Genomic DNA, 19,404 nt, shown 5'->3' with positions numbered 1-19,404 from the left:
CCCCCGTGTCTAGATATCTCTGAATTTGAAACTTGATTTTGCAAGCTGATCAAGTTGGGAGACGCCGGGCTCTCGAGGGGACGCATCCGTCTTCGGCATTTTGCGGAGCAAATCCGTCAGCATGTCAGATTGCCTGTCACATTCGCGGCGAATTGCCTCCAAATGTTCGAGCATCAGTCCAAGGGCAAAAATCACGGCGCCGTTAAAAGCGTAGGAAAGGGCGCCTATCAGCCCCGCCGCTACGCCCGCTGCACTTCCACTAAACAACGTCGCAATCCCGAACAGGATCGCAATACCAATCACCAAACCGCCAACCGCCTTGAGCAAACCTGCCATGTGTAAATTCACGCAACCCAGGATAACAAAATGTAGCTTGGCGATATATCATGGCGCGCAAGTGTCAATCTCTATTATTTGATGTATCGATGAAATTTTCGTCCAGTGCGTGCCTCTCCGGACCGAATTTGATGTCCCGTCGTGGGGCGGATCTTTTTTGGGTTCACGCAGTGACGGTTTGAAATGCGTCAAGGTAATACGTCGCAAATATGGTTAACGAGAATTAGCCATTTAATATCAGCCTGATAATGCGAATCATGCACTGTCCCGGAATTTTACGTCTCATTAATTTGCATGTGGATATTAAGGGATCGTTTATGACCTTCTGGCATTCAATTCTCTCAATCAAGCGGTTGTTGGGTGCGTTAGAGAAGGCTTGACATAATGGACGACGATTTCTGGAAAGCTGTTCAGGAAAAAGAGCAGTCCTATTCCACGTCGCGCAGAACGGGCGCGTTGAATATCGCTTTGCTGTTCGGTACGGCGGCGGTCGCGCTTTCGCTTATTCTGACCCCGATGCTATCAGACAAATCCAAGTCACGCGTGCTTGCAAGCGCGCCGGATATTGACAATATTACCACGGGTTCGATCCCGCAGACGGAAAACGGCAAGCGGTATACGATCCGCCGTAGTGTTCTGCAGCAGGAGCCGGGTTCGGTTTGTATCGTCCAGGGTTATGGTGCCGACAGCGGCTGCCAATAGAGCAATTCCAGGAAAAGTGCGTAGCGGTTTCCCATCGGAATTGCGTAGAAACAAAAAGATAGAGCGTTTTTGCGACTTAAAGAAGCACAAACGCTCTGGCGCGTGAGCATAGCCTGCCGGATGCCATGACGAGCATCGGATTCATCAGTTGTCCAATGCTTGGAGCTTCGAGCTTATGCGTTCCGTTCGGCGTATTTTCACCGATAAGACCGGTGCCACGGTCATTGAATATGGCCTCATCGCAGCCTTGATGTCGGCTGCGATCATCAGCGGTGTCGGCGCCTTCGGAGGCAGCCTCTCAAGCACATTCAACCTCCTGTCCAATACGATACAGAATTCGGCGGCGTCCCAGAACTGACGCGACCGCCTATTGCTTGAGCTTGTGTTCCTCGACCTTGAGCGCATCGGCCAACCGCGCCTTGGCCGAACCAGGCCGCAGCGGCTTCTGCTGGCTTTCGTGCGGCGTCCAGCCTGAGACGTAGATGATGGAGAATGTCGCCCTGATCCGCCCGTCCGGATCGGAATAGCGTTCGGCGTAAAGCTCGGCCGCACGCAGGAAGAAGGCACGCGTCAGCGGTTTGCGGCTGCGGTCGACCAGCGGATTGGTCATGCCCATGGCCCGCAGATCGCGCATCAGGGCAAAGAGATTGTCGTAGCGCACCGTATAGGTTTCGGCGTCGATGACGGGCAGGGTAAAGCCGGCACGCTGCAGGAGGCCACCGACATCGCGGACATCGGCAAAGGGGATGACGCGCGGGCTTGCACCCCCCGTCAGTTCGATTTCGGTCGCGAGCAGCACGTCGCGCAATTCCTGCAGGGTTCCAGAGCCGGGGATCGCCGCCAGGAAAAGACCATCCGCCTTCAGCGCGCGGCGGATCTGAATGAAGACGCCGGGCGTGTCGTTTGTGACATGCAGGCTAAGCGGCGAAAGCACGAGATTGACCGATTCCGGCTCCAGCGGCAGTTCTTCCGGCGGCGCTTCGATAAGGGTCTCGCCGGGAGCGGCAAAACCCATTTCGCTTTCGATCCTTTTCAAATGGCTGATCTTGCCGGTTGCCAGAGCCAGGTGCGCAGCTACGCCGGTCGTGCCATGCAGCTCGACGGCTTCGTCGAAATGGCGTTCGGTGACGCCAAGCCGCTCCGCCAGTTCGCCGGCGGCAATGTCGAGCAGGAATGCCGCTTTCGGGTCGCCTTGTCTCAAGGCCCGGCGCTTGCGGGCTGCAAGCAGCGATTGGTCGAACACGATTTCCATGGTGGTTTCCTGCACTATCATCAATTCGGCGGCGCGTGCCGGGCACGCGCGTTTTCTCTTGCGCAATTCCGGACGGAAAACCGCTATACACTTTTCCCGGAATTGCTAGTGTCAATCATATGGGGATGATGGGACGCGAAATCACCTTGTCTATGCTGGGCGCCGGGCTGAAAAGACCCTGGATGGCTCTTGCCGATCTGGTCTATCCGCCGGCCTGCCCGGGTTGTGGCGTTTCCGTGGGCGCGCATCGCGGTCTTTGTGCGGCATGCTGGTCGGGCGTTCGCTTCATCGAGCGGCCCTATTGCGAGGTGCTCGGCAGTCCGTTTTCCCATGATCTTGGTGCCGGCATCCTCAGCGCAGAGGCGATTGCCGATCCGCCCGTCTTCGACCGCCTGCGCTCCGCCGCCGTTCACGACGGCATCGTCCGGGATCTCGTTCTGAGCCTGAAGTATCGCGATCGCACCGATCTCGCGCCGATGATGGCCGGCTGGATGCTGCGTGCCAGCGACGGCACGATTGCGGATTGCGATGCGATCATTCCGGTGCCACTGCACCGGGCGCGGCTGTTTGCGCGCAAATACAATCAGGCTGCCGAGCTTGCTCGCCACATTGCCCGTCTTTCAGGCAAACCGTTGCTCGCTGCAACGCTTCTGCGCGTCAAACGCACGAGCCAGCAGGTGGGTCTCGGGGCGAAGGCGCGACAGGACAATGTGCGCGGCGCTTTCGCCGTCTCCGAGCATCGGGCGGCCGATATATTCGGGCGGCGCATCGTTCTGGTCGATGATGTCTATACCACGGGCGCCACGGTTGCCGCGGCCACGCGCGCACTGAAGAAAGCAGGTGCGGCCGATGTCACGGTTTTGACCTTTGCAAGGGTCGTCCGCCATCTTATATGACAATCGATATAGGCTTTTCCGGAGTGGATCATGGCATCCGTCGTCATCTATACGCGTGAATTCTGCGGCTATTGCGCCCGTGCGAAATCTCTGCTCGAATCCAAAGGCGTCGATTATGTCGAGCACAACGCCACCTATTCGCCCGAACTGCGGCAGGAGATGATCGCGAAGTCGAACGGCGCCGCGACCTTCCCGCAGATCTTCATCAATGGTGAGCATGTCGGCGGTTGCGACGACATCCATGCGCTCGACCGGGCCGGCAAGCTCGATCCGATGCTGGCTGCCTGACCTGTCTTTACGAGGGAGAAACCGATGAGCTTCAAGGCTGCCGCCGTCCAGATGTGTTCCGGTGTCGATCCGATGAAGAACGCGGCTGATATGGCGCGCCTGGTGCGCGATGCCGCTTCGCAGGGTGCTGTCTATGTGCAAACGCCGGAGATGACCGGCGCGGTGCAGAAGGATCGTCCGGGCCTGCGCGCTGTGCTGCGTGACGAGCCGAACGATATCATCGTCAAGACGGCGTCCGGACTGGCAGAAGAGCTCGGCATATACCTGCATATCGGTTCGACCGCCATTGCGCTCGATGACGGCAAGATCGCCAATCGCGGCTTCCTCTTCGGTCCCGACGGCAAGCTCATCAATCGCTACGACAAGATCCATATGTTCGACGTCGATCTTGACAATGGCGAGAGCTGGCGCGAAAGCGCCGTCTATCGGCCGGGGTCGGAGGCGCGCATCGCATCGCTGCCGTTCGCCGAACTCGGCTTTTCCATCTGCTACGATGTGCGCTTTCCGCAGCTCTTCCGCGCCCAGGCCGTTGCTGGCGCCGAGGTGATGACGGTACCTGCCGCCTTCACAAAGCAGACCGGCGAGGCGCATTGGGAAATTCTGCTGCGCGCCCGCGCCATCGAAAACGGCATGTTCGTCATTGCCGCCGCGCAGGCCGGCAAGCATGAGGACGGCCGTGAGACTTTCGGCCATTCGATGATCATCGATCCCTGGGGCAAGGTGTTGGCATCCGCCGGTGGCACGGGCGAGGCCGTGGTCATCGCCGAGATCGATATCGCTGCCGTCAAATCAGCCCATGACAAGATACCGAACCTGAAGAATGCGCGCGAATTTTCGCTGGAGAAGATCGCGACGCCGGCGGCTGGAGGCGTCGCTGCTTGATCCGCTATTCGCTTACCTGTGACAATGCCCATGAGTTCGAGGGCTGGTTTTCCGAAAGTGCCGATTTCGACCGCCAGGTCGCAAGCGGTTTTCTCACCTGTCCGGTCTGCAATTCGGCTGCGATCTCCAAGCAGCTGATGGCGCCGTCGGTTTCGACCGCGCGCAAGAAGGACGAGATGCAGACGCTTGCCATGGATGCCGCCCGCAAGGAGGCGATGGCCAAGCTCAAGGAAGCCGTTGACGCCATCAAGGCCAATGCCGAGGATGTCGGGGCGAAATTCCCTGAGGAGGCCCGCAAGATTCATTACGGCGAAGCGGATGCGCGTGGGATCATCGGCAAGGCGACGCCTGATGAGGCGCAGGCCCTCGTCGAGGAGGGTATCGAGATCGCAGCCATTCCCGTGTTGCCAGACGATATCAACTGATGCCGGCGACCGGCAGCAAACATCTCGCCATGTATAATTTCGGGCTGCATGTCGCGGCCTACGAGAGTCCTGAGGTTGAGGGATTTCGGCTGCGCGAGGCGGCGAATTTCGAGGCTGCTGCCCGGGCTGATGGCTTTATCGGTCGATCCGGTTATTCCGGCGAGCCGGGCGTTCCCTGTTGGGGTCAACAGGTCTTTCCGCGTTTCATCAAGGGCAGCGGCTTTCAGACGGCGCCATCGTCACTGTCGCTCTGGGCCGATATCGAATCGCTGATGGCATTCACCTACAGCGGCGTGCATGCCGACGCCCTGAAAGGCGCGCGACACTGGAACCTCAGGCAGAGCTGGCCGCCGCTTGTCCTTTGGTGGGTGGATCACGGGACTATTCCGGAATGGAGGGATGGCGTCGAGCGCCTGGAACATTTGCACGATCATGGTGCCGGCCCGGCTGCCTTCTCGTTCAAGCAGCCCTATGGGCCTGCTGGCCGGCCTCAGGAGATCGATCGCCTTCGCATTAAAGAGATCGTTGCTCGCAACGCCGTGGGCCAGAGCGAGTTGCTGGCACACGTGCTGACATTGAAGGTCTGAGGCGGATTCGCAGATGCACGATCAGCCCAAGTTCGCTCGCTTCGCGAGAAGCATGTAGTTGACGTCCATATCCTTCGAGAGGTTCCAGCGGTCCTGCAGCAGCGAATAGAAGACGCCTGTGCGGGCAATGATATCGAGGCCGCTTGCGGCAAGCGGCTTTTCGATTTCCTCCGGGCGGACCAGCTTTTCATACTGGTGGGTGCCGCGAGGCAGCCAGCGAAGCACGTTTTCGGCGGCGAAGATGGCGAGGGCTGCTGCTTTCATGGTGCGGTTGATGGTCGCAACGAACATCAAGCCGCCGGGACGCACCATTTTTGCGCAGGTCGACAGGAAGAATTCGACGTCGGCGACATGCTCGACCACTTCCATGTTCAGCACGATATCGAAGGTTTCGCCGGCTTCGGCCAGCTGCTCGGCGGTGACGGCACGGTAGTCGACGGGAACGGCGGAGGCTTTCGCGTGCGTCGAGGCGATGCCGATGTTCTTTTCCGAGGGATCGGCGCCGATGACGGTGGCGCCCATGCGCGCTACCGGTTCCGACAGCAGACCGCCGCCGCAGCCGATGTCGAGCACGCGAAGGCCCTCAAGCGGTCGGCTGTTCTTCGGATCGCGGTCGAAATTCTCGCAGGCGCGGTCGCGGATATATGCCAGACGGACCGGATTGAACTTGTGAAGCGGTTTGAACTTGCCGGTCGGGCTCCACCACTCAGCCGCCATGGCGGAAAAACGGTCCACTTCGCTCTGGTCGATCGTGCTCTTTGCCGTTTCGCTCATGGCTCACTCCATCATTTGCGTCGTTCTGCGGTTCGCACGACTGCAAGCAATAATTCTACCTGAAGGGTGAAGTCGGACGATCGATGCGCGATGTCAAGGGCCTGCGGCCTTCGATCAGCTGTGGGGTATCTCGATTGCGCGATGCGAATTGCGGTGCGGAGGTTGACATGGCGGTATCTTATGGCCGATCAATCGCCGGGTTGTGAAATGGACTTTCGGAACCGGGATCGATTGCGATCGACTGGCCTGTAGAGGAGCTCCTCATGAGACCACTCCGTCTCGCGACGGTCGTCGCCATGTGCTGGTTTGCGGCCAGCCATGCATGCGCCGGGGACGGCAAGGGGTTTCGCCTGACGATCGACGGAGTCAGCGTCGGCATCAATCCCGGCGATACGCTCGAAGTCACCATGAAGGACGGTCGCAAGGTCCCGGTGGAGCTGCAGCGCAGCGAGACGGTGACCTTCACCGGCGGCAAATTCTCCTTCGATCATGATGGCAAGTTCACGGTTGCAAAGACGGATCTCGGCGACGGCGTGCAGCAATATGCGCTGATGACGCCGATCGGCACGGGCATCATCGTGCAGGTCTATAAGGGGCTCAACCCTTCCAGCTATACCGATGTCGTACTCCAGCAGATGGTGCAGGAGAGCATCAATGGCGGCGCGAAGATCAGCAAGCGAGCGACCCAGCGCACATTGCCGAGCGGTACCGTGCTGAAGGGCGTGAAGGCAGAGACGACCACCGACGACGACGTCATGGAATATGAGATTGTCGCGACCGGCCGGCCGGAAGGCGGCGTGCTTGTCGCCACCTTCCTCAACAAAGAAAATATCCCCAAGGAAGGGGGCATTCTCGACAAGCTCTGGTCGACCTTAAAAGTGGATTTTTAGAGTAAACTTTTCGTCGCCTCTGGCGTCCGATGCTATTGCGCCTGCCCGACAAACTCGCTAAGAGACGGCCCCATTGAGATCACGCTTTTCCGGCTACCGAACCGGAAGGGCGATTTTGCATGTCGGGCTTTCCGCATTCGGCCGCCCGGCGCAGGGTACTGGTAGAGGCACATGGCACGCATCGTGATGAAATTCGGCGGGACCTCCGTCGCGGATCTGGACCGTATCAAGAACGTCGCACGCCATGTGAAACGCGAGGTCGATGCCGGTCACGAAGTGGCAGTCGTCGTTTCCGCCATGTCCGGCAAGACCAACGAACTGGTCGGCTGGGTCCAGAACATGCCGAAAGTCTCCGGCGCCAATCATTCGATCTATGATGCGCGCGAATATGACGCCGTCGTGGCTTCGGGCGAGCAGGTCACCTCCGGTCTGCTGGCGATTGCGCTGCAGGCCATGGGCATCAACGCCCGTTCGTGGCAGGGTTGGCAGATTCCCATCCGCACCGACAATGCGCATGGTGCGGCCCGCATTCTCGACATCGACGGCGAAGACATGATCCGCCGCATGAAGGAAGGGCAGGTCGCCGTCGTCGCCGGGTTCCAGGGTCTCGGTCCCGACAATCGCGTCGCGACGCTCGGCCGCGGCGGTTCCGACACGTCGGCCGTTGCGATCGCGGCCGCCGTGAAGGCCGATCGCTGCGATATCTACACGGATGTCGATGGCGTCTACACGACCGACCCGCGCATCGAGCCGAAGGCGCGCCGCCTCAAGAAGATCGCCTTCGAGGAAATGCTCGAAATGGCGTCTCTCGGTGCAAAGGTGCTGCAGGTGCGCTCGGTCGAGCTCGCCATGGTATTCAAGGTCCGCACTTTCGTGCGCTCTTCTTTCGAGGATCCCGATGCTCCGGGCATGGGCGATCTGCTTAACCCGCCCGGAACGCTGATTTGTGACGAGGAAGAAATCGTGGAACAGGAAGTAGTCACCGGCATTGCCTATGCCAAGGATGAGGCTCAGATCTCGCTGCGTCGTCTTGCCGACCGACCGGGTGTTTCCGCCGCGATCTTCGGGCCGCTGGCCGAAAACCACATCAATGTCGACATGATCGTCCAGAACATTTCCGAAGACGGCTCCAAGACCGATATGACCTTCACGGTCCCCTCGGGCGACGTCGAGAAGGCGCTGCGCGTTCTTGGCGAAAACAAGGAAAAGATCGGCTACGACGTCGTCCAGAGCGAATCAGGTCTGGTCAAGGTTTCGGTCATCGGCATCGGCATGCGCTCGCATGCAGGCGTAGCTGCGACCGCTTTCAGGGCACTTGCCGAAAAAGGCATCAACATCAAGGCCATTACGACGTCAGAAATCAAGATTTCCATCCTGATCGACGGTCCTTATGCAGAACTCGCAGTCAGGACTTTGCATTCCTGCTACGGTCTGGATAAGAGTTGAGTCACGACTGCTGACGACGGACCGTGACGGAGGTGAGTTTCGGCCGGCCCTGACGTGGGCAAGACGGGCATGACATCTTGATTCGGGAGCTAGTGGCGCAATGAGAGACCTATCCGGCGGTCCACGCGTTCTGCTCAAGCGGCTACGCGAATTGATGGCGGAGCCGCTGGAGCCGCAGGAGCGCCTTGACCGGATCGTCCGCCAGATTGCCAGCAATATGGTTGCCGAGGTTTGCTCGGTCTATGTGCTGCGCGCCGACGGCGTCCTTGAACTTTATGCCACCGAGGGTCTGAATAAAGAGGCCGTCCACCTTTCGCAATTGAAGATGGGGCAAGGCCTGGTCGGCACGATTGCTGCATCCGCCCAGCCGCTCAATCTTTCCGATGCACAATCGCATCCGGCCTTCCGCTACCTGCCGGAAACCGGCGAAGAGATCTATCATTCCTTCCTCGGCGTGCCGATCCTGCGCACCGGCCGTTCGCTCGGCGTTCTCGTCGTCCAGAACAAGGCGAGCCGCAATTATCGCGAGGAAGAGCTGGAGGCGCTCGAAACGACGGCCATGGTGCTGGCTGAGATGATCGCAACCGGCGAGCTGAAGAAGATCACCAAGCCTGGCCTGGAACTCGATCTCACTCGCTCCGTTACGATCGATGGCGACAGCTACAATGAAGGCATCGGCCTCGGCTATGTCGTGCTGCACGAGCCGCGCATCGTCGTCACCAATCTCTTGAACGAGGATGCCGACAAGGAAATCGGCCGCCTCGCTGAAGCCCTCGGTTCGCTGCGTATTTCGATCGACGACATGCTGTCGCGCCGTGACGTGTCCATGGAAGGCGAGCATCGCGAGGTGCTTGAGACCTACCGCATGTTCGCGCACGACCAGGGCTGGGTGCGCAAGCTCGAGGAAGCCGTCCGCAACGGCCTGACCGCTGAAGCCGCCGTCGAAAAGGTGCAGAGCGACACAAAGGCGCGCATGATGCGCCTGACCGATCCCTATCTGCGCGAACGCATGCACGATTTCGAGGATCTGGCAAACCGGCTTTTGCGGCAGCTCATCGGACATTCAGGCCGTACCAGCGCCGAAGGCTTCCCGAACGATGCGGTCATTTTCGCGCGTGCGATGGGCGCGGCTGAACTGCTCGATTATCCCCGCGCCAATATTCGCGGCCTGGTGCTGGAAGAGGGCGCTGTCACAAGCCACGTCGTCATCGTGGCACGCGCCATGGGCATTCCGGTCGTCGGACAGGCGGTAGGTGTCGTTGCGCTGGCCGAAAACGGCGATCCGGTCATCATCGACGGCGACGGTGGTCATGTACACCTGCGGCCGATGGCTGATCATCAGCGCTCCTATGAAGAGAAGGTCCGATTCCGTGCCCGTCGGCAGGAGCAGTTCCGTGCGTTGCGCTCCGTCGAGCCGGTCACCAAGGACGGGCAGCGCATTTCGCTGCTGATGAATGCCGGTCTGCTGGTAGACCTGCCGCAACTTGCGGAATCCGGAGCCGAGGGTATCGGCCTGTTCCGCACCGAACTGCAGTTCATGATCGCCTCGACCATGCCGAAGGCGGATGAGCAAGAAGTCTTCTATCGCAATGTCATGAAGCAGGCGGGTGGCCGCGTTGTCACTTTCCGCACGCTCGATATCGGCGGCGACAAGGTCGTTCCTTATTTCCGGGCGCATGAGGAAGAAAACCCCGCGCTCGGCTGGCGCGCCATCCGCCTCTCGCTCGATCGTCCAGGCCTGTTGCGCACGCAGCTCAGGGCTATGCTCAGGGCGGCAGCCGACAGCGAATTGAAGATGATGGTGCCGATGGTCACGGAAGTCTCCGAGATCCGAGCCGTGCGTGAACTCCTGCAAAAGGAAGTGCAGCACCTCTCGCGCTTCGGGCACGGCCTGCCGCGCAAGCTGCAGTTCGGCGCAATGCTCGAGGTGCCCGCGCTACTGTGGCAGCTGGACGAGCTGATGGCGGAGGTCGATTTCGTCTCGGTCGGCTCCAACGACCTGTTCCAGTTCTCGATGGCGGTCGATCGCGGCAATGCCCGCGTTTCGGATCGCTTCGATCCGCTCGAGCGGCCGTTTCTGCGTATCCTGCGCGATATTGTGCGGGCTGGCGAACGCAACAAGACGCCGGTAACGCTTTGCGGCGAACTGGCGGGCAAGACGATTTCGGCCATGGCCCTGCTCGGCATCGGTTTCCGCTCGGTTTCGATGTCGCCGGCCTCGATCGGGCCGGTCAAAGCAATGCTGCTCGGGCTTGACCTCAAGGCCTTGTCCGAAGTCATGGAAGCCGCACTCGATGACAAGCAGCCGACGAGTTCCATGCGGGATATCCTTGTGCGCTTTGCCGAGAGCCACAATATTCCGCTTTAGCGCGCGATCCTGAAAAGCACGAAGCGGTTTGCAGGCGGGATCATGCGCATCACAACATCAAAGCAGAGATAATAAGAAGAATTGGAGTAGAGGGTGGCGAAGCTCCCTGTTGAAAAGATGCGCGAATTGGAACGCCGTTTCGGCGAGATCGAGGCGCGCATGTCCGCCGGCCCGGCCGCAGATGTCTATGTGAAGCTTGCTTCCGAATATTCCGAGCTGCAGCCGGTCGTGACCAAAATCCGCGATTACGAGCGCGCCCTTGCCGAGGCTGCCGATCTCGAAACCATGCTCTCCGATAAATCCGTCGATCGCGATATGCGCGATCTTGCCGAAATGGAGCTGCCCGAGGTTAAGGAGCGGATCGAGACGCTGGAAAAGGCGATCCAGATCGAGCTTCTGCCGAAGGATGCCGCCGACGAGAAGAGCGCGATCCTGGAAATCCGCGCCGGCACCGGCGGCTCCGAAGCGGCCCTCTTTGCTGGCGATCTATTCCGCATGTATGAGCGTTTTGCCGCCAGCAATGGCTGGAAGGTGGAAGTGCTTTCGGCGAGCGAGGGCGAAGCGGGTGGTTTCAAGGAAATCATCGCCACCATCAGCGGCAAGGGCGTGTTTTCCCGATTGAAGTTCGAATCCGGCGTTCACCGCGTGCAGCGTGTGCCGGAAACCGAGGCGAGCGGGCGTATTCATACTTCTGCGGCGACCGTCGCCGTGCTGCCGGAAGCCGAAGAAATCGATATCGAGATCCGGCCTGAGGATATCCGTATCGACACCATGCGCTCTTCCGGCGCCGGTGGTCAGCACGTCAACACGACCGACTCGGCCGTGCGCATCACCCATCTTCCCTCGGGTATCGTTGTCACGAGCTCGGAAAAGTCGCAGCATCAGAACCGCGCCAAAGCTATGCAGGTCCTGCGGTCTCGCCTGTTCGACATGGAGCGCCAGCGGGCCGACAGCGAGCGTTCCGCCGACCGCAAGAGCCAGGTCGGCTCCGGCGATCGGTCCGAGCGCATCCGCACCTATAATTTCCCGCAGGGGCGCGTCACCGATCACCGCATCAACCTGACGCTCTACAAGCTCGACCGGATGATGGTGGGCGAGATCGACGAGGTGGTCGATGCGCTGCTGGCGGATTATCAGGCGAGCCAGCTCGCCCAGCTCGGCGAACAGGCATGAGTGGCGGGCAGGGGCCGACCGCATCCGAGCTCCTGCAGGAGGCGCGCGCCCGATTTGCCGGGGCCGATCTCGACGATCCCGCCACGGAAGCACGCATTCTTGTCGGCGGCCTTCTGCATCTTTCTGCGACCGGCCTCGTGACGCACGGTTCCGAGCCCGTATCTGAGGATGATGTGGTGATGATACGCGCGGCGATCGCTCGCCGGCTTAATCATGAGCCGGTCTATCGCATTCTCGGCGAACGGGAGTTCTATGGTCTCTCGCTGCGGCTTTCGGCTGCGACGCTCGAACCGCGGCCCGATACCGAAATTCTCGTCGATACGATGCTGCCACATGTCAGGCGTCTTGAATCCCAGATCGGCAATATCCATATACTGGACATCGGAACGGGAACCGGGGCCATTTGCCTGGCCCTGCTTCATGAATGCCCTAAAGCAATGGGCGTTGGTTCCGATATTTCCAGCGAAGCGCTGGAAACCGCTCGCGGGAACGCGGAGCGAAATGGCCTGGCGGCGCGGTTCAGAACTGTGCAAGGGAGCTGGTTTGAAGCCATCCACGAACGTTTTCACGTGATTGTCTCAAATCCGCCCTATATTGCGTCTAGTGTCGTTTCCACTCTCGCTCCAGAAGTAAAGGGTTTCGATCCTCCCACGGCCCTTGATGGGGGCCTTGATGGGCTGGATGCATACAGGGCGATCGCAAAGGATGCGGCTCGATTTCTATATCAGAACGGTATGATTGGTGTGGAGATCGGCTACGATCAGCGTGAAACGGTGACTTCGGTTTTTGAAGGAGCAGGATTTTCCCTTGTCGAGGCGGTTCGGGACTACGGCCAGAACGACCGGGTTCTTGTGTTTGAATTTCAACATTAACGTGACATTTTGCAGCGGATTTGTGGAACCCCGTTGTTATCGCAAAGAAAAAGCTTGGATTTCCTGAGGAAGCAATATAGGTTGCGCTCACGCGTTGGGCGGCTGGGAATGAACGAGACGATTCGCTCATCTTGGACAGCCTCGGGGATCCGCTCTCTGATAAGAGTGTCAAAGGTTGAAGATAACCCAATGCGTGATCAGTTAATCTGACGTAGTCGAGCGGCAGACGAGCGCTAAAGCGCAGTTTGCTTGCGGCACGCAGGCCCCGGTTCGGAAGTATCCGACCCGCGGCGGCAGGTGCCGTGTATAATTTTATCCCAACGAAGAGAATTCAGGTGAAGGATCTATGAGGCCAGGACAGCAAAACAAGCGCGGTCGGGGGCGTGGTAATAACAACAACGGCGGCGGCGGAAATAACAACAACAATTTCAACCGCAAGGGCTCGAACCCGCTGACCAGGACTTACGACAGCTCCGGTCCCGATGTGAAAATCCGCGGAACCGCACAGCACATCGCCGAGAAGTACGCGGCCTTGGCTCGCGATGCTCAAAGCTCCGGCGACCGCGTCATGGCGGAAAACTACCTGCAGCATGCCGAGCACTACAATCGGATCATTGCCAGCGCCCAGGCGCAGATGCAGGAGCGCTACCAGCGCGACGATCATCACAATTACAATGACCGCGATAATGCCGAGCGCGATATCGACGATATCGATGCGCAGGAGATCGACGATCAGCCGCAGATGGCTCAGCCCCACGGTCGCCAGCAGCAGGCTGCTCCAGCGGTTGCTGCCGCTCCGGCCAGCGAGCCCGAGGTCATCAATGGCACCGGTCCGCAGCCGGTGATCGAAGGGATTCCGGCCGAAGTGGCGATCGAAGAGGAAACTCCGGCCGTGGCCGCCACCGAGCGCCAGCCGCGCCGCCGCAGTGCCGGCGGTAACCGCCCGCGCCGCCAGCCGCGCCGCAGCGCTGCCGGTGGCGACGGTGAGGGCGAAGCCGCTTCGGGCGAAGCTCCGGCCTTGGCGGACGCAACCTCTGAATAAGACTTCTGCGCCTTCTGGCGCAGGTGGTCACAATATTGAAACGGCAACGGCAGTGCTGTGGGCACCACCGTTGCCGTTTTGCTATGGGCGGAATGGTCATCAGGTCGCGAGAGGAAAGATTCGATGTCCACCGACGGTCGAAGCCGGGGTTGAGCTGGATGAGGCGGCCAATAAGTCGGCGGGCTGTGGTGACAAATCTCGCGCTTTTTTCGCGTTTTATACCCTTTAAACTCTCCAGATATCCTCCCATATTTCCTCCAGTTGTCTTGCCGCAAATCTCAATGGCGGAAAGGCGGGGCCTGCCTCTAGAGGGGGCTCAATCTCAATCATCGGTCTGTGCCGGGTCCGGGCAGAGCGATTCATGGAGGTCTCATATGAATATTGAAAAATACTCCGAGCGGGTACGCGGTTTTCTGCAATCCGCCCAAACCAATGCGCTTGCACAGGGTAATCAGCAGTTCACGCCCGAGCACGTTCTCAAGGTGCTTCTGGACGACGACCAGGGCATGGCCGCCTCGTTGATTGAACGTGCCGGTGGCGACGCCAAGGCTGCCCGCATTGCCAATGATGCCGCACTTGCAAAGCTGCCGAAGGTTTCCGGCGGTGACGGCCAGGTCTATCTCTCACAGCCGCTCGCCAAGGTTTTCACGACCGCAGAAGATGCGGCCAAGAAGGCGGGCGATAGTTTCGTCACTGTCGAGCGTCTTTTGCAGGCGCTGGCGATCGAGCCCACGGCGTCGACCTCGGCAACCCTGAAAAATGCAGGCGTCACGCCCGTCGCCCTCAATCAGGTCATCAATGATATCCGCAAGGGCCGCACGGCTGACTCCGCCAATGCGGAGCAGGGCTTCGATTCGCTGAAGAAATATGCTCGCGATCTCACCGCCGAGGCCCGCGAAGGCAAGCTCGACCCGGTGATCGGCCGTGACGACGAAATTCGTCGCACCATCCAGGTCCTGTCTCGCCGCACCAAGAACAATCCTGTGCTCATTGGTGAGCCCGGCGTCGGCAAGACGGCGATCGTCGAAGGCTTGGCGCTGCGTATCGTCAATGGCGACGTACCGGAATCGCTGAAGGACAAGAAGCTGATGGCGCTCGACATGGGCGCGCTGATTGCCGGTGCGAAATTCCGCGGCGAGTTCGAAGAGCGGCTGAAGGCCGTGCTCAACGAAGTGCAGTCGGAAAACGGCGAGATCATTCTCTTCATCGATGAAATGCACACCCTGGTCGGTGCCGGCAAGGCCGATGGCGCGATGGATGCATCCAACCTGCTGAAACCGGCCCTTGCGCGCGGCGAACTTCACTGCGTCGGCGCGACCACGCTCGATGAATACCGCAAGCATGTCGAGAAGGATCTGGCGCTTGCCCGTCGCTTCCAGCCTGTCATGGTTGAGGAACCGACGGTCGAAGACACAATCTCGATCCTGCGTGGCTTGAAGGAAAAATATGAGCAGCATCACAAGGTGCGCATCGCCGATGCCGCTCTGGTGGCTGCTGCAACCCTGTCGAACCGCTACATCACCGATCGCTTCCTGCCGGACAAGGCCATCGACCTGATGGACGAGGCAGCGGCGCGTCTGCGTATGCAGGTGGATTCCAAGCCGGAAGAGCTCGATGAACTCGATCGCCGCATCATCCAGCTGAAGATCGAGCGTGAGGCGCTGAAGAAGGAAACCGACCAGTCTTCCGCCGACCGGCTGAAGCGGCTGGAGGGCGATCTTGCGTCGCTGGAAGAGGAAGCCGATGCGCTGACCGCGCGCTGGCAGGCCGAAAAGCAGAAGCTCGGTCTTGCCGCCGATCTCAAGAAGCAGCTCGACGATGCCCGCAACGAACTCGCCATTGCCCAGCGCAAGGGTGAATTCCAGCGCGCCGGCGAGCTTGCCTATGGCGTGATCCCCAATCTTGAGAAGGAATTGCACGCCGCGGAAGAGCAGGATAGTGCCCGCGATTCCATGGTGCAGGAGGTCGTTACCGCCGACAATATCGCCCAGGTCGTTTCCCGCTGGACCGGGATTCCCGTGGACAAGATGCTGGAAGGCGAGCGCGACAAGCTGCTGCGGATGGAAGACGAGCTGGCAAAATGGGTCGTCGGCCAGGGTGACGCCGTTCAGGCTGTGTCGCGTGCCGTTCGCCGCTCGCGTGCCGGCCTGCAGGATCCGAACCGGCCGATCGGCTCGTTCATCTTCCTCGGTCCGACGGGTGTCGGCAAGACGGAGTTGACGAAGGCGCTTGCTCGCTTCCTCTTCGACGACGAGACGGCAATGGTGCGTATCGACATGTCCGAGTACATGGAGAAGCACTCCGTGGCGCGGTTGATCGGTGCCCCTCCCGGCTATGTCGGCTATGAGGAAGGCGGCGCATTGACCGAAGCCGTCCGCCGCCGGCCCTATCAGGTCGTGCTGTTCGACGAGATCGAGAAGGCGCACCCCGATGTCTTCAACATCCTGCTCCAGGTTCTGGATGACGGACGTTTGACGGACGGACAGGGCCGCACGGTCGATTTCCGCAACACAATGATCATCATGACCTCCAATCTGGGTGCCGAATATCTCACCCAGCTGAAGGACGGCGATGACAGCGATCTGGTGCGCGAGCAGGTAATGGAAGTCGTCCGGTCGCATTTCCGGCCGGAATTCCTGAACCGTATCGACGAGATCATCCTGTTCCATCGCCTGAAGCGCGATGAGATGGGCGCGATCGTAGACATTCAGCTCGAACGTCTGCTGAAGCTGCTGTCGGAACGCAAAATCACGCTCGAACTCGACGACGATGCCCGCCATTGGCTGGCCAACAAGGGCTACGATCCGGTCTACGGTGCGCGGCCGCTGAAGCGGGTGATTCAGAAATATGTCCAGGATCCGCTAGCCGAACAGATCCTGTCCGGGCAGATTCCGGATGGCTCGCTCGTCAAGGTCACCAGCGGTTCGGACCGGCTGTTGTTCCGTCCGCGTCAGGCGGTAAACGAAGCAGCGTAAGCTGGCCGACCGAGTCAACGCAGATGGCGGTCTTCGGGCCGCCATTTTGCTATCGGCCGTAGCGTAGTGTTGATAGCTCAGCATGAAATAGGCCGAGTGGCCGAGGCTACTTGCTGGCGATCTGCTTCGTTTTCTCGTCTGTAAGCAGCGTATCGATGCGCTTGCGCTCTTCCTGGAATTTGGCGAGCGCATCGCCTTCCAGCGATTTGCCGCCGGGAAGGCGGATGCGTAAGGGATCGACCTTCGTGCCGTTGACGATCAGCTCGTAGTGCAGGTGGGGGCCGGTCGCCAGGCCCGTCGAGCCGATAAAGCCGATCACCTGTCCCTGCACCACCTTTGCGCCCGGCACGATGCCTTTGGCGATCGCGCTCTGGTGATTGTAGGAGGAGACGTAGCCATTGGCATGGCGGATCAGTGTCTGATTGCCGAAGCCACCTGAATCCCAACCGGCTTTTTCGACGATGCCGTTGCCGGCAGCGATGATCGGCGTGCCGCGCGGGGCTGACCAGTCAACACCGGTATGCATGCGCGCAAAGCCGAGGATCGGGTGGCGGCGCATGCCGAAGCCGGATTTGAAGACGCCGGTGGGAACGGGATTGCGCAGCAGGAACTGCCGGATGCTCTTGCCATTCTCGTCGAAGTAGTCGATCGAATGATCGGTCGGATCCTCGAAGCGATAGAAGCGGGTGACGTTGTCGCCGAATCTGGCGTTGACGTAGAGCAGTTCGGAATCGGCCGTCGCCTGTCCCTTGTCGTCGGTGACCGAGAAGAAAGCTTCCAGCGAATCCGTCGGTTTCAGCTGCGCCTGGAAATCGACATTGCTCGCAAGCAGCTTGACGATCTGCGCCACCATCTCCTTGGTCATGCCGTAGGAAAGGGCGGCGCGATAGATGCCGTCGTAGACGCTCGGCAGGTCGCGGCCGGCCGCAACAGCTGGCAAGTCGTTGTCGAAGGCCGTGGCGATGGCATCGAGCATCGGCGGTGCACTGCCGGCGACGAATTCGCCGCGGTCGTTCTGCGCGATGGTGAGCAGATGTTTCGTGCCGCGATAGATGCTGGCGCGGATGATTTTCGCCTGCTCACCCTTCTGAAGGATGCCGATGCGCAACACGTCGCCGGCGGAGACATCGGACGAACCGAAGAGCGGCTGGATCTTGGCTGCGACATCGTCCGCGTCAGCCTTCAGATAACCGGATCCGGTCAGCGCCGCGGCAATCGACATGTTTTCGCGGACGGGAATGATGTCGTCGGCAAATTCTTCCGTCTGCGCGGTCACGGCTTCCGGAGCGGAGACCGACATGTTCTCTTCAACGATGCGAGCTGCCAGCCCCGCCGTCAGATCGACGTCGGGATCGTCATTGGCGAAACGGCGCGGGTCGACATAATAGAGCGCCGAAAGCTGGGTATTGCCGTCCGCCAGCACCGAACCGTTGGAACGGACATTCTCTTCGACCTCATCGAGTGACATTGAGCCGGCGAGCTGGAAGGGAATATCCTTGGTGGGAAAGGCAATCGTCTTCAGGCTGACTTCGGATTCGACGTCCGATCCGTAGATGGCGCCGGTCTTGTTGGCGGGCTGCGGTATGTTTTCGTCGGCGGAAAAGATCGCCAGCGGATCGAAGGGGGGGTAGCTTTCGCTGGCGATGCGATTGGTGGCGAGCGCGATCTTCACATGGGCGAAGGGCTGGCGGCGCACCACCTCCTTGTCGCCATCGCGCACAACGGTCGAAACTTCGAGAATATTGCGGTCGGACGGCTTCGAGGCGATCGCGGTGGAAATCAGCCGGCCGCCGCGGGTGACCTGGTCGTCGGTGGCATTATGATTGTCCGATGTCGCGTAGGCTTCCGCGGGGATCGCCAGCTGCTGGCGGCCGTCAAGTGCGGCAAACAAGGCCACGCCCATCAGGATACTCGACGTCAGGCCTGTCAGAAAGGTGCCGGAAAGCCAACGGAGAGACACTTCGCGCCGATCCGGCGCCCGCCGGCCATCGGCCAGGATAGGCGGCTCGTTGCCGAGCGATCGGAGCATCATCTTGTCCGTCATCATGCCGATCGTGATCCGCTTCCTTCATGCGAGCCGCAGGCTGGGGGCGAAGATGTGCATATTTATGACAGGGGTGTCAAATCAACCGGGCGTTTTTTGCGGCGATCCATATGCTGTTTCCCATAAAATGGCAGGCTCGCTGATGAAGATGGGGATGCAGAAAAGCGGTTTTGCGGCTTGTTCCGTCATCGTGCAGGCGGCCCGACGCTTCATCCAGGATATCTGTGGGTGTTTTTGCAGGCTATTTTCGATGACTACAGGGCATCTTCACAAAACTCACATAAGAATCAATTAGTTATTTGTTTTTTGATTTTTTTCAAAATAGGCCTGTTGACTATATCGGGTTGGGGGGTCTATAAGCCCGATCACTGACGAGGGCGGCGGCGCTGCTGGCGACGAAGTCTCTCGCTCTGGTGTTTCCTGGATTGGCTGCGATGCTGATTGGTGGTTCT

Annotated in this window: 19 protein-coding genes; 15 read left to right on the top strand and 4 right to left on the bottom strand. The window is 59.8% G+C overall.

Annotated features, from left to right (window positions below; genetic code table 11):
• Positions 1 to 9: 9 nt before the first annotated feature.
• The gene (locus JJQ51_RS07600) at positions 10 to 336 is read right to left on the bottom strand and encodes a hypothetical protein (RefSeq protein WP_069612952.1); all 327 of its coding nucleotides are present in this window, start codon (positions 334 to 336) and stop codon (positions 10 to 12) included.
• A 384-nt stretch (positions 337 to 720) separates the two neighbouring features.
• On the opposite strand from JJQ51_RS07600, the gene JJQ51_RS07595 reads away from it, so the two are divergent.
• The gene (locus tag JJQ51_RS07595) at positions 721 to 1,038 is read left to right on the top strand and encodes a hypothetical protein (RefSeq protein ID WP_069612953.1); all 318 of its coding nucleotides are present in this window, start codon (positions 721 to 723) and stop codon (positions 1,036 to 1,038) included.
• 175 nt (positions 1,039 to 1,213) lie between these two features.
• On the top strand, positions 1,214 to 1,396 hold the full coding sequence (locus JJQ51_RS07590; RefSeq protein WP_069612954.1) for a Flp family type IVb pilin: 183 nt from the start codon (positions 1,214 to 1,216) through the stop codon (positions 1,394 to 1,396).
• A gap of 9 nt (positions 1,397 to 1,405) precedes the next feature.
• Here JJQ51_RS07590 and JJQ51_RS07585 read toward each other — a convergent pair whose 3' ends face one another.
• Positions 1,406 to 2,290 (bottom strand): methyltransferase domain-containing protein, encoded by an 885-nt coding sequence (locus tag JJQ51_RS07585; protein WP_113354197.1) that lies wholly within the window; start codon positions 2,288 to 2,290, stop codon positions 1,406 to 1,408.
• A 119-nt stretch (positions 2,291 to 2,409) separates the two neighbouring features.
• Between JJQ51_RS07585 and JJQ51_RS07580 the strand changes: the two genes are divergently transcribed.
• From JJQ51_RS07580 to JJQ51_RS07560, 5 genes are read left to right on the top strand one after another with little or no spacing between them, the layout of a single operon-like run.
• On the top strand, positions 2,410 to 3,186 hold the full coding sequence (locus JJQ51_RS07580; protein ID WP_113354196.1) for a ComF family protein: 777 nt from the start codon (positions 2,410 to 2,412) through the stop codon (positions 3,184 to 3,186).
• A 30-nt stretch (positions 3,187 to 3,216) separates the two neighbouring features.
• Positions 3,217 to 3,474: a glutaredoxin 3 gene (grxC, locus tag JJQ51_RS07575; protein ID WP_069612956.1), complete on the top strand. Its 258-nt coding sequence runs from the start codon at positions 3,217 to 3,219 to the stop codon at positions 3,472 to 3,474.
• A gap of 24 nt (positions 3,475 to 3,498) precedes the next feature.
• Positions 3,499 to 4,356: a carbon-nitrogen hydrolase family protein gene (locus JJQ51_RS07570; protein WP_269244470.1), complete on the top strand. Its 858-nt coding sequence runs from the start codon at positions 3,499 to 3,501 to the stop codon at positions 4,354 to 4,356.
• Positions 4,353 to 4,781 carry a DUF1178 family protein gene (locus tag JJQ51_RS07565; protein ID WP_113332339.1) on the top strand — a complete coding sequence of 143 codons (429 nt, stop codon included), beginning with the start codon at positions 4,353 to 4,355 and terminating at the stop codon, positions 4,779 to 4,781. The genes JJQ51_RS07570 and JJQ51_RS07565 overlap by 4 nt, the downstream gene beginning before the upstream one ends.
• The gene (locus JJQ51_RS07560; RefSeq protein ID WP_269244469.1) at positions 4,781 to 5,368 is read left to right on the top strand and encodes a DUF3291 domain-containing protein; all 588 of its coding nucleotides are present in this window, start codon (positions 4,781 to 4,783) and stop codon (positions 5,366 to 5,368) included. Before JJQ51_RS07565 ends, JJQ51_RS07560 begins: the two co-directional genes overlap by 1 nt.
• Positions 5,369 to 5,389: 21 nt before the next feature.
• Here JJQ51_RS07560 and ubiG read toward each other — a convergent pair whose 3' ends face one another.
• On the bottom strand, positions 5,390 to 6,142 hold the full coding sequence (gene ubiG / locus JJQ51_RS07555) for a bifunctional 2-polyprenyl-6-hydroxyphenol methylase/3-demethylubiquinol 3-O-methyltransferase UbiG (RefSeq protein ID WP_269244468.1): 753 nt from the start codon (positions 6,140 to 6,142) through the stop codon (positions 5,390 to 5,392).
• Positions 6,143 to 6,405: 263 nt separating this feature from the next.
• Between ubiG and JJQ51_RS07550 the strand changes: the two genes are divergently transcribed.
• The 7 genes from JJQ51_RS07550 to clpB all read left to right on the top strand — a co-directional run bounded on the left by JJQ51_RS07550 (position 6,406) and on the right by clpB (position 16,908).
• On the top strand, positions 6,406 to 7,032 hold the full coding sequence (locus JJQ51_RS07550; protein ID WP_113332336.1) for a hypothetical protein: 627 nt from the start codon (positions 6,406 to 6,408) through the stop codon (positions 7,030 to 7,032).
• A gap of 171 nt (positions 7,033 to 7,203) precedes the next feature.
• Positions 7,204 to 8,478: an aspartate kinase gene (locus JJQ51_RS07545; protein WP_069612962.1), complete on the top strand. Its 1,275-nt coding sequence runs from the start codon at positions 7,204 to 7,206 to the stop codon at positions 8,476 to 8,478.
• Positions 8,479 to 8,578: 100 nt separating this feature from the next.
• Positions 8,579 to 10,846, top strand: a complete 2,268-nt coding sequence (gene ptsP / locus JJQ51_RS07540; protein WP_269244467.1) for a phosphoenolpyruvate--protein phosphotransferase — start codon at positions 8,579 to 8,581, stop codon at positions 10,844 to 10,846.
• Between the two features lie 93 nt (positions 10,847 to 10,939).
• On the top strand, positions 10,940 to 12,019 hold the full coding sequence (gene prfA, locus JJQ51_RS07535) for a peptide chain release factor 1 (protein WP_069612964.1): 1,080 nt from the start codon (positions 10,940 to 10,942) through the stop codon (positions 12,017 to 12,019).
• Entirely contained in the window at positions 12,016 to 12,891 is an 876-nt protein-coding gene (gene prmC, locus JJQ51_RS07530; protein ID WP_269244466.1) for a peptide chain release factor N(5)-glutamine methyltransferase, read from the top strand. The genes prfA and prmC overlap by 4 nt, the downstream gene beginning before the upstream one ends.
• 346 nt (positions 12,892 to 13,237) lie before the next feature.
• Positions 13,238 to 13,933, top strand: a complete 696-nt coding sequence (locus JJQ51_RS07525) for a DUF4167 domain-containing protein (protein WP_095435959.1) — start codon at positions 13,238 to 13,240, stop codon at positions 13,931 to 13,933.
• 374 nt (positions 13,934 to 14,307) lie between these two features.
• Positions 14,308 to 16,908: an ATP-dependent chaperone ClpB gene (clpB, locus tag JJQ51_RS07520; RefSeq protein ID WP_269244465.1), complete on the top strand. Its 2,601-nt coding sequence runs from the start codon at positions 14,308 to 14,310 to the stop codon at positions 16,906 to 16,908.
• Between the two features lie 106 nt (positions 16,909 to 17,014).
• Here the strand turns inward: clpB and JJQ51_RS07515 are convergent, their stop codons facing one another.
• A complete protein-coding gene (locus tag JJQ51_RS07515) occupies positions 17,015 to 18,955 on the bottom strand; it encodes a M23 family metallopeptidase (protein WP_269244464.1) in 1,941 nt (646 codons plus the stop codon).
• Between JJQ51_RS07515 and JJQ51_RS07510 the strand changes: the two genes are divergently transcribed.
• On the top strand, positions 18,942 to 19,247 hold the full coding sequence (locus JJQ51_RS07510; protein WP_269244463.1) for a hypothetical protein: 306 nt from the start codon (positions 18,942 to 18,944) through the stop codon (positions 19,245 to 19,247). The two genes, JJQ51_RS07515 and JJQ51_RS07510, sit on opposite strands and share 14 nt — an antisense overlap.
• The last annotated feature ends 157 nt before the right edge of the window (positions 19,248 to 19,404 follow it).

The organism is Rhizobium sp. AG207R, assembly GCF_027109195.1.
In the GTDB taxonomy this organism is placed as follows: domain Bacteria; phylum Pseudomonadota; class Alphaproteobacteria; order Rhizobiales; family Rhizobiaceae; genus Rhizobium; species Rhizobium dioscoreae.
This window is presented reverse-complemented; position numbering and strand designations above follow the sequence as displayed.

Coding starts and splice junctions, on each gene's coding strand:
- JJQ51_RS07600 (WP_069612952.1), bottom strand. CDS start 336: ATGGCAGGTTTGCTCAAGGCGGTTGGCGGTTTGGTGATTGGTATTGCG.
- JJQ51_RS07595 (WP_069612953.1), top strand. CDS start 721: ATGGACGACGATTTCTGGAAAGCTGTTCAGGAAAAAGAGCAGTCCTAT.
- JJQ51_RS07590 (WP_069612954.1), top strand. CDS start 1,214: ATGCGTTCCGTTCGGCGTATTTTCACCGATAAGACCGGTGCCACGGTC.
- JJQ51_RS07585 (WP_113354197.1), bottom strand. CDS start 2,290: ATGGAAATCGTGTTCGACCAATCGCTGCTTGCAGCCCGCAAGCGCCGG.
- JJQ51_RS07580 (WP_113354196.1), top strand. CDS start 2,410: ATGGGGATGATGGGACGCGAAATCACCTTGTCTATGCTGGGCGCCGGG.
- grxC (WP_069612956.1), top strand. CDS start 3,217: ATGGCATCCGTCGTCATCTATACGCGTGAATTCTGCGGCTATTGCGCC.
- JJQ51_RS07570 (WP_269244470.1), top strand. CDS start 3,499: ATGAGCTTCAAGGCTGCCGCCGTCCAGATGTGTTCCGGTGTCGATCCG.
- JJQ51_RS07560 (WP_269244469.1), top strand. CDS start 4,781: ATGCCGGCGACCGGCAGCAAACATCTCGCCATGTATAATTTCGGGCTG.
- ubiG (WP_269244468.1), bottom strand. CDS start 6,142: ATGAGCGAAACGGCAAAGAGCACGATCGACCAGAGCGAAGTGGACCGT.
- JJQ51_RS07550 (WP_113332336.1), top strand. CDS start 6,406: ATGAGACCACTCCGTCTCGCGACGGTCGTCGCCATGTGCTGGTTTGCG.
- JJQ51_RS07545 (WP_069612962.1), top strand. CDS start 7,204: ATGGCACGCATCGTGATGAAATTCGGCGGGACCTCCGTCGCGGATCTG.
- ptsP (WP_269244467.1), top strand. CDS start 8,579: ATGAGAGACCTATCCGGCGGTCCACGCGTTCTGCTCAAGCGGCTACGC.
- prmC (WP_269244466.1), top strand. CDS start 12,016: ATGAGTGGCGGGCAGGGGCCGACCGCATCCGAGCTCCTGCAGGAGGCG.
- JJQ51_RS07525 (WP_095435959.1), top strand. CDS start 13,238: ATGAGGCCAGGACAGCAAAACAAGCGCGGTCGGGGGCGTGGTAATAAC.
- clpB (WP_269244465.1), top strand. CDS start 14,308: ATGAATATTGAAAAATACTCCGAGCGGGTACGCGGTTTTCTGCAATCC.
- JJQ51_RS07515 (WP_269244464.1), bottom strand. CDS start 18,955: ATGATGACGGACAAGATGATGCTCCGATCGCTCGGCAACGAGCCGCCT.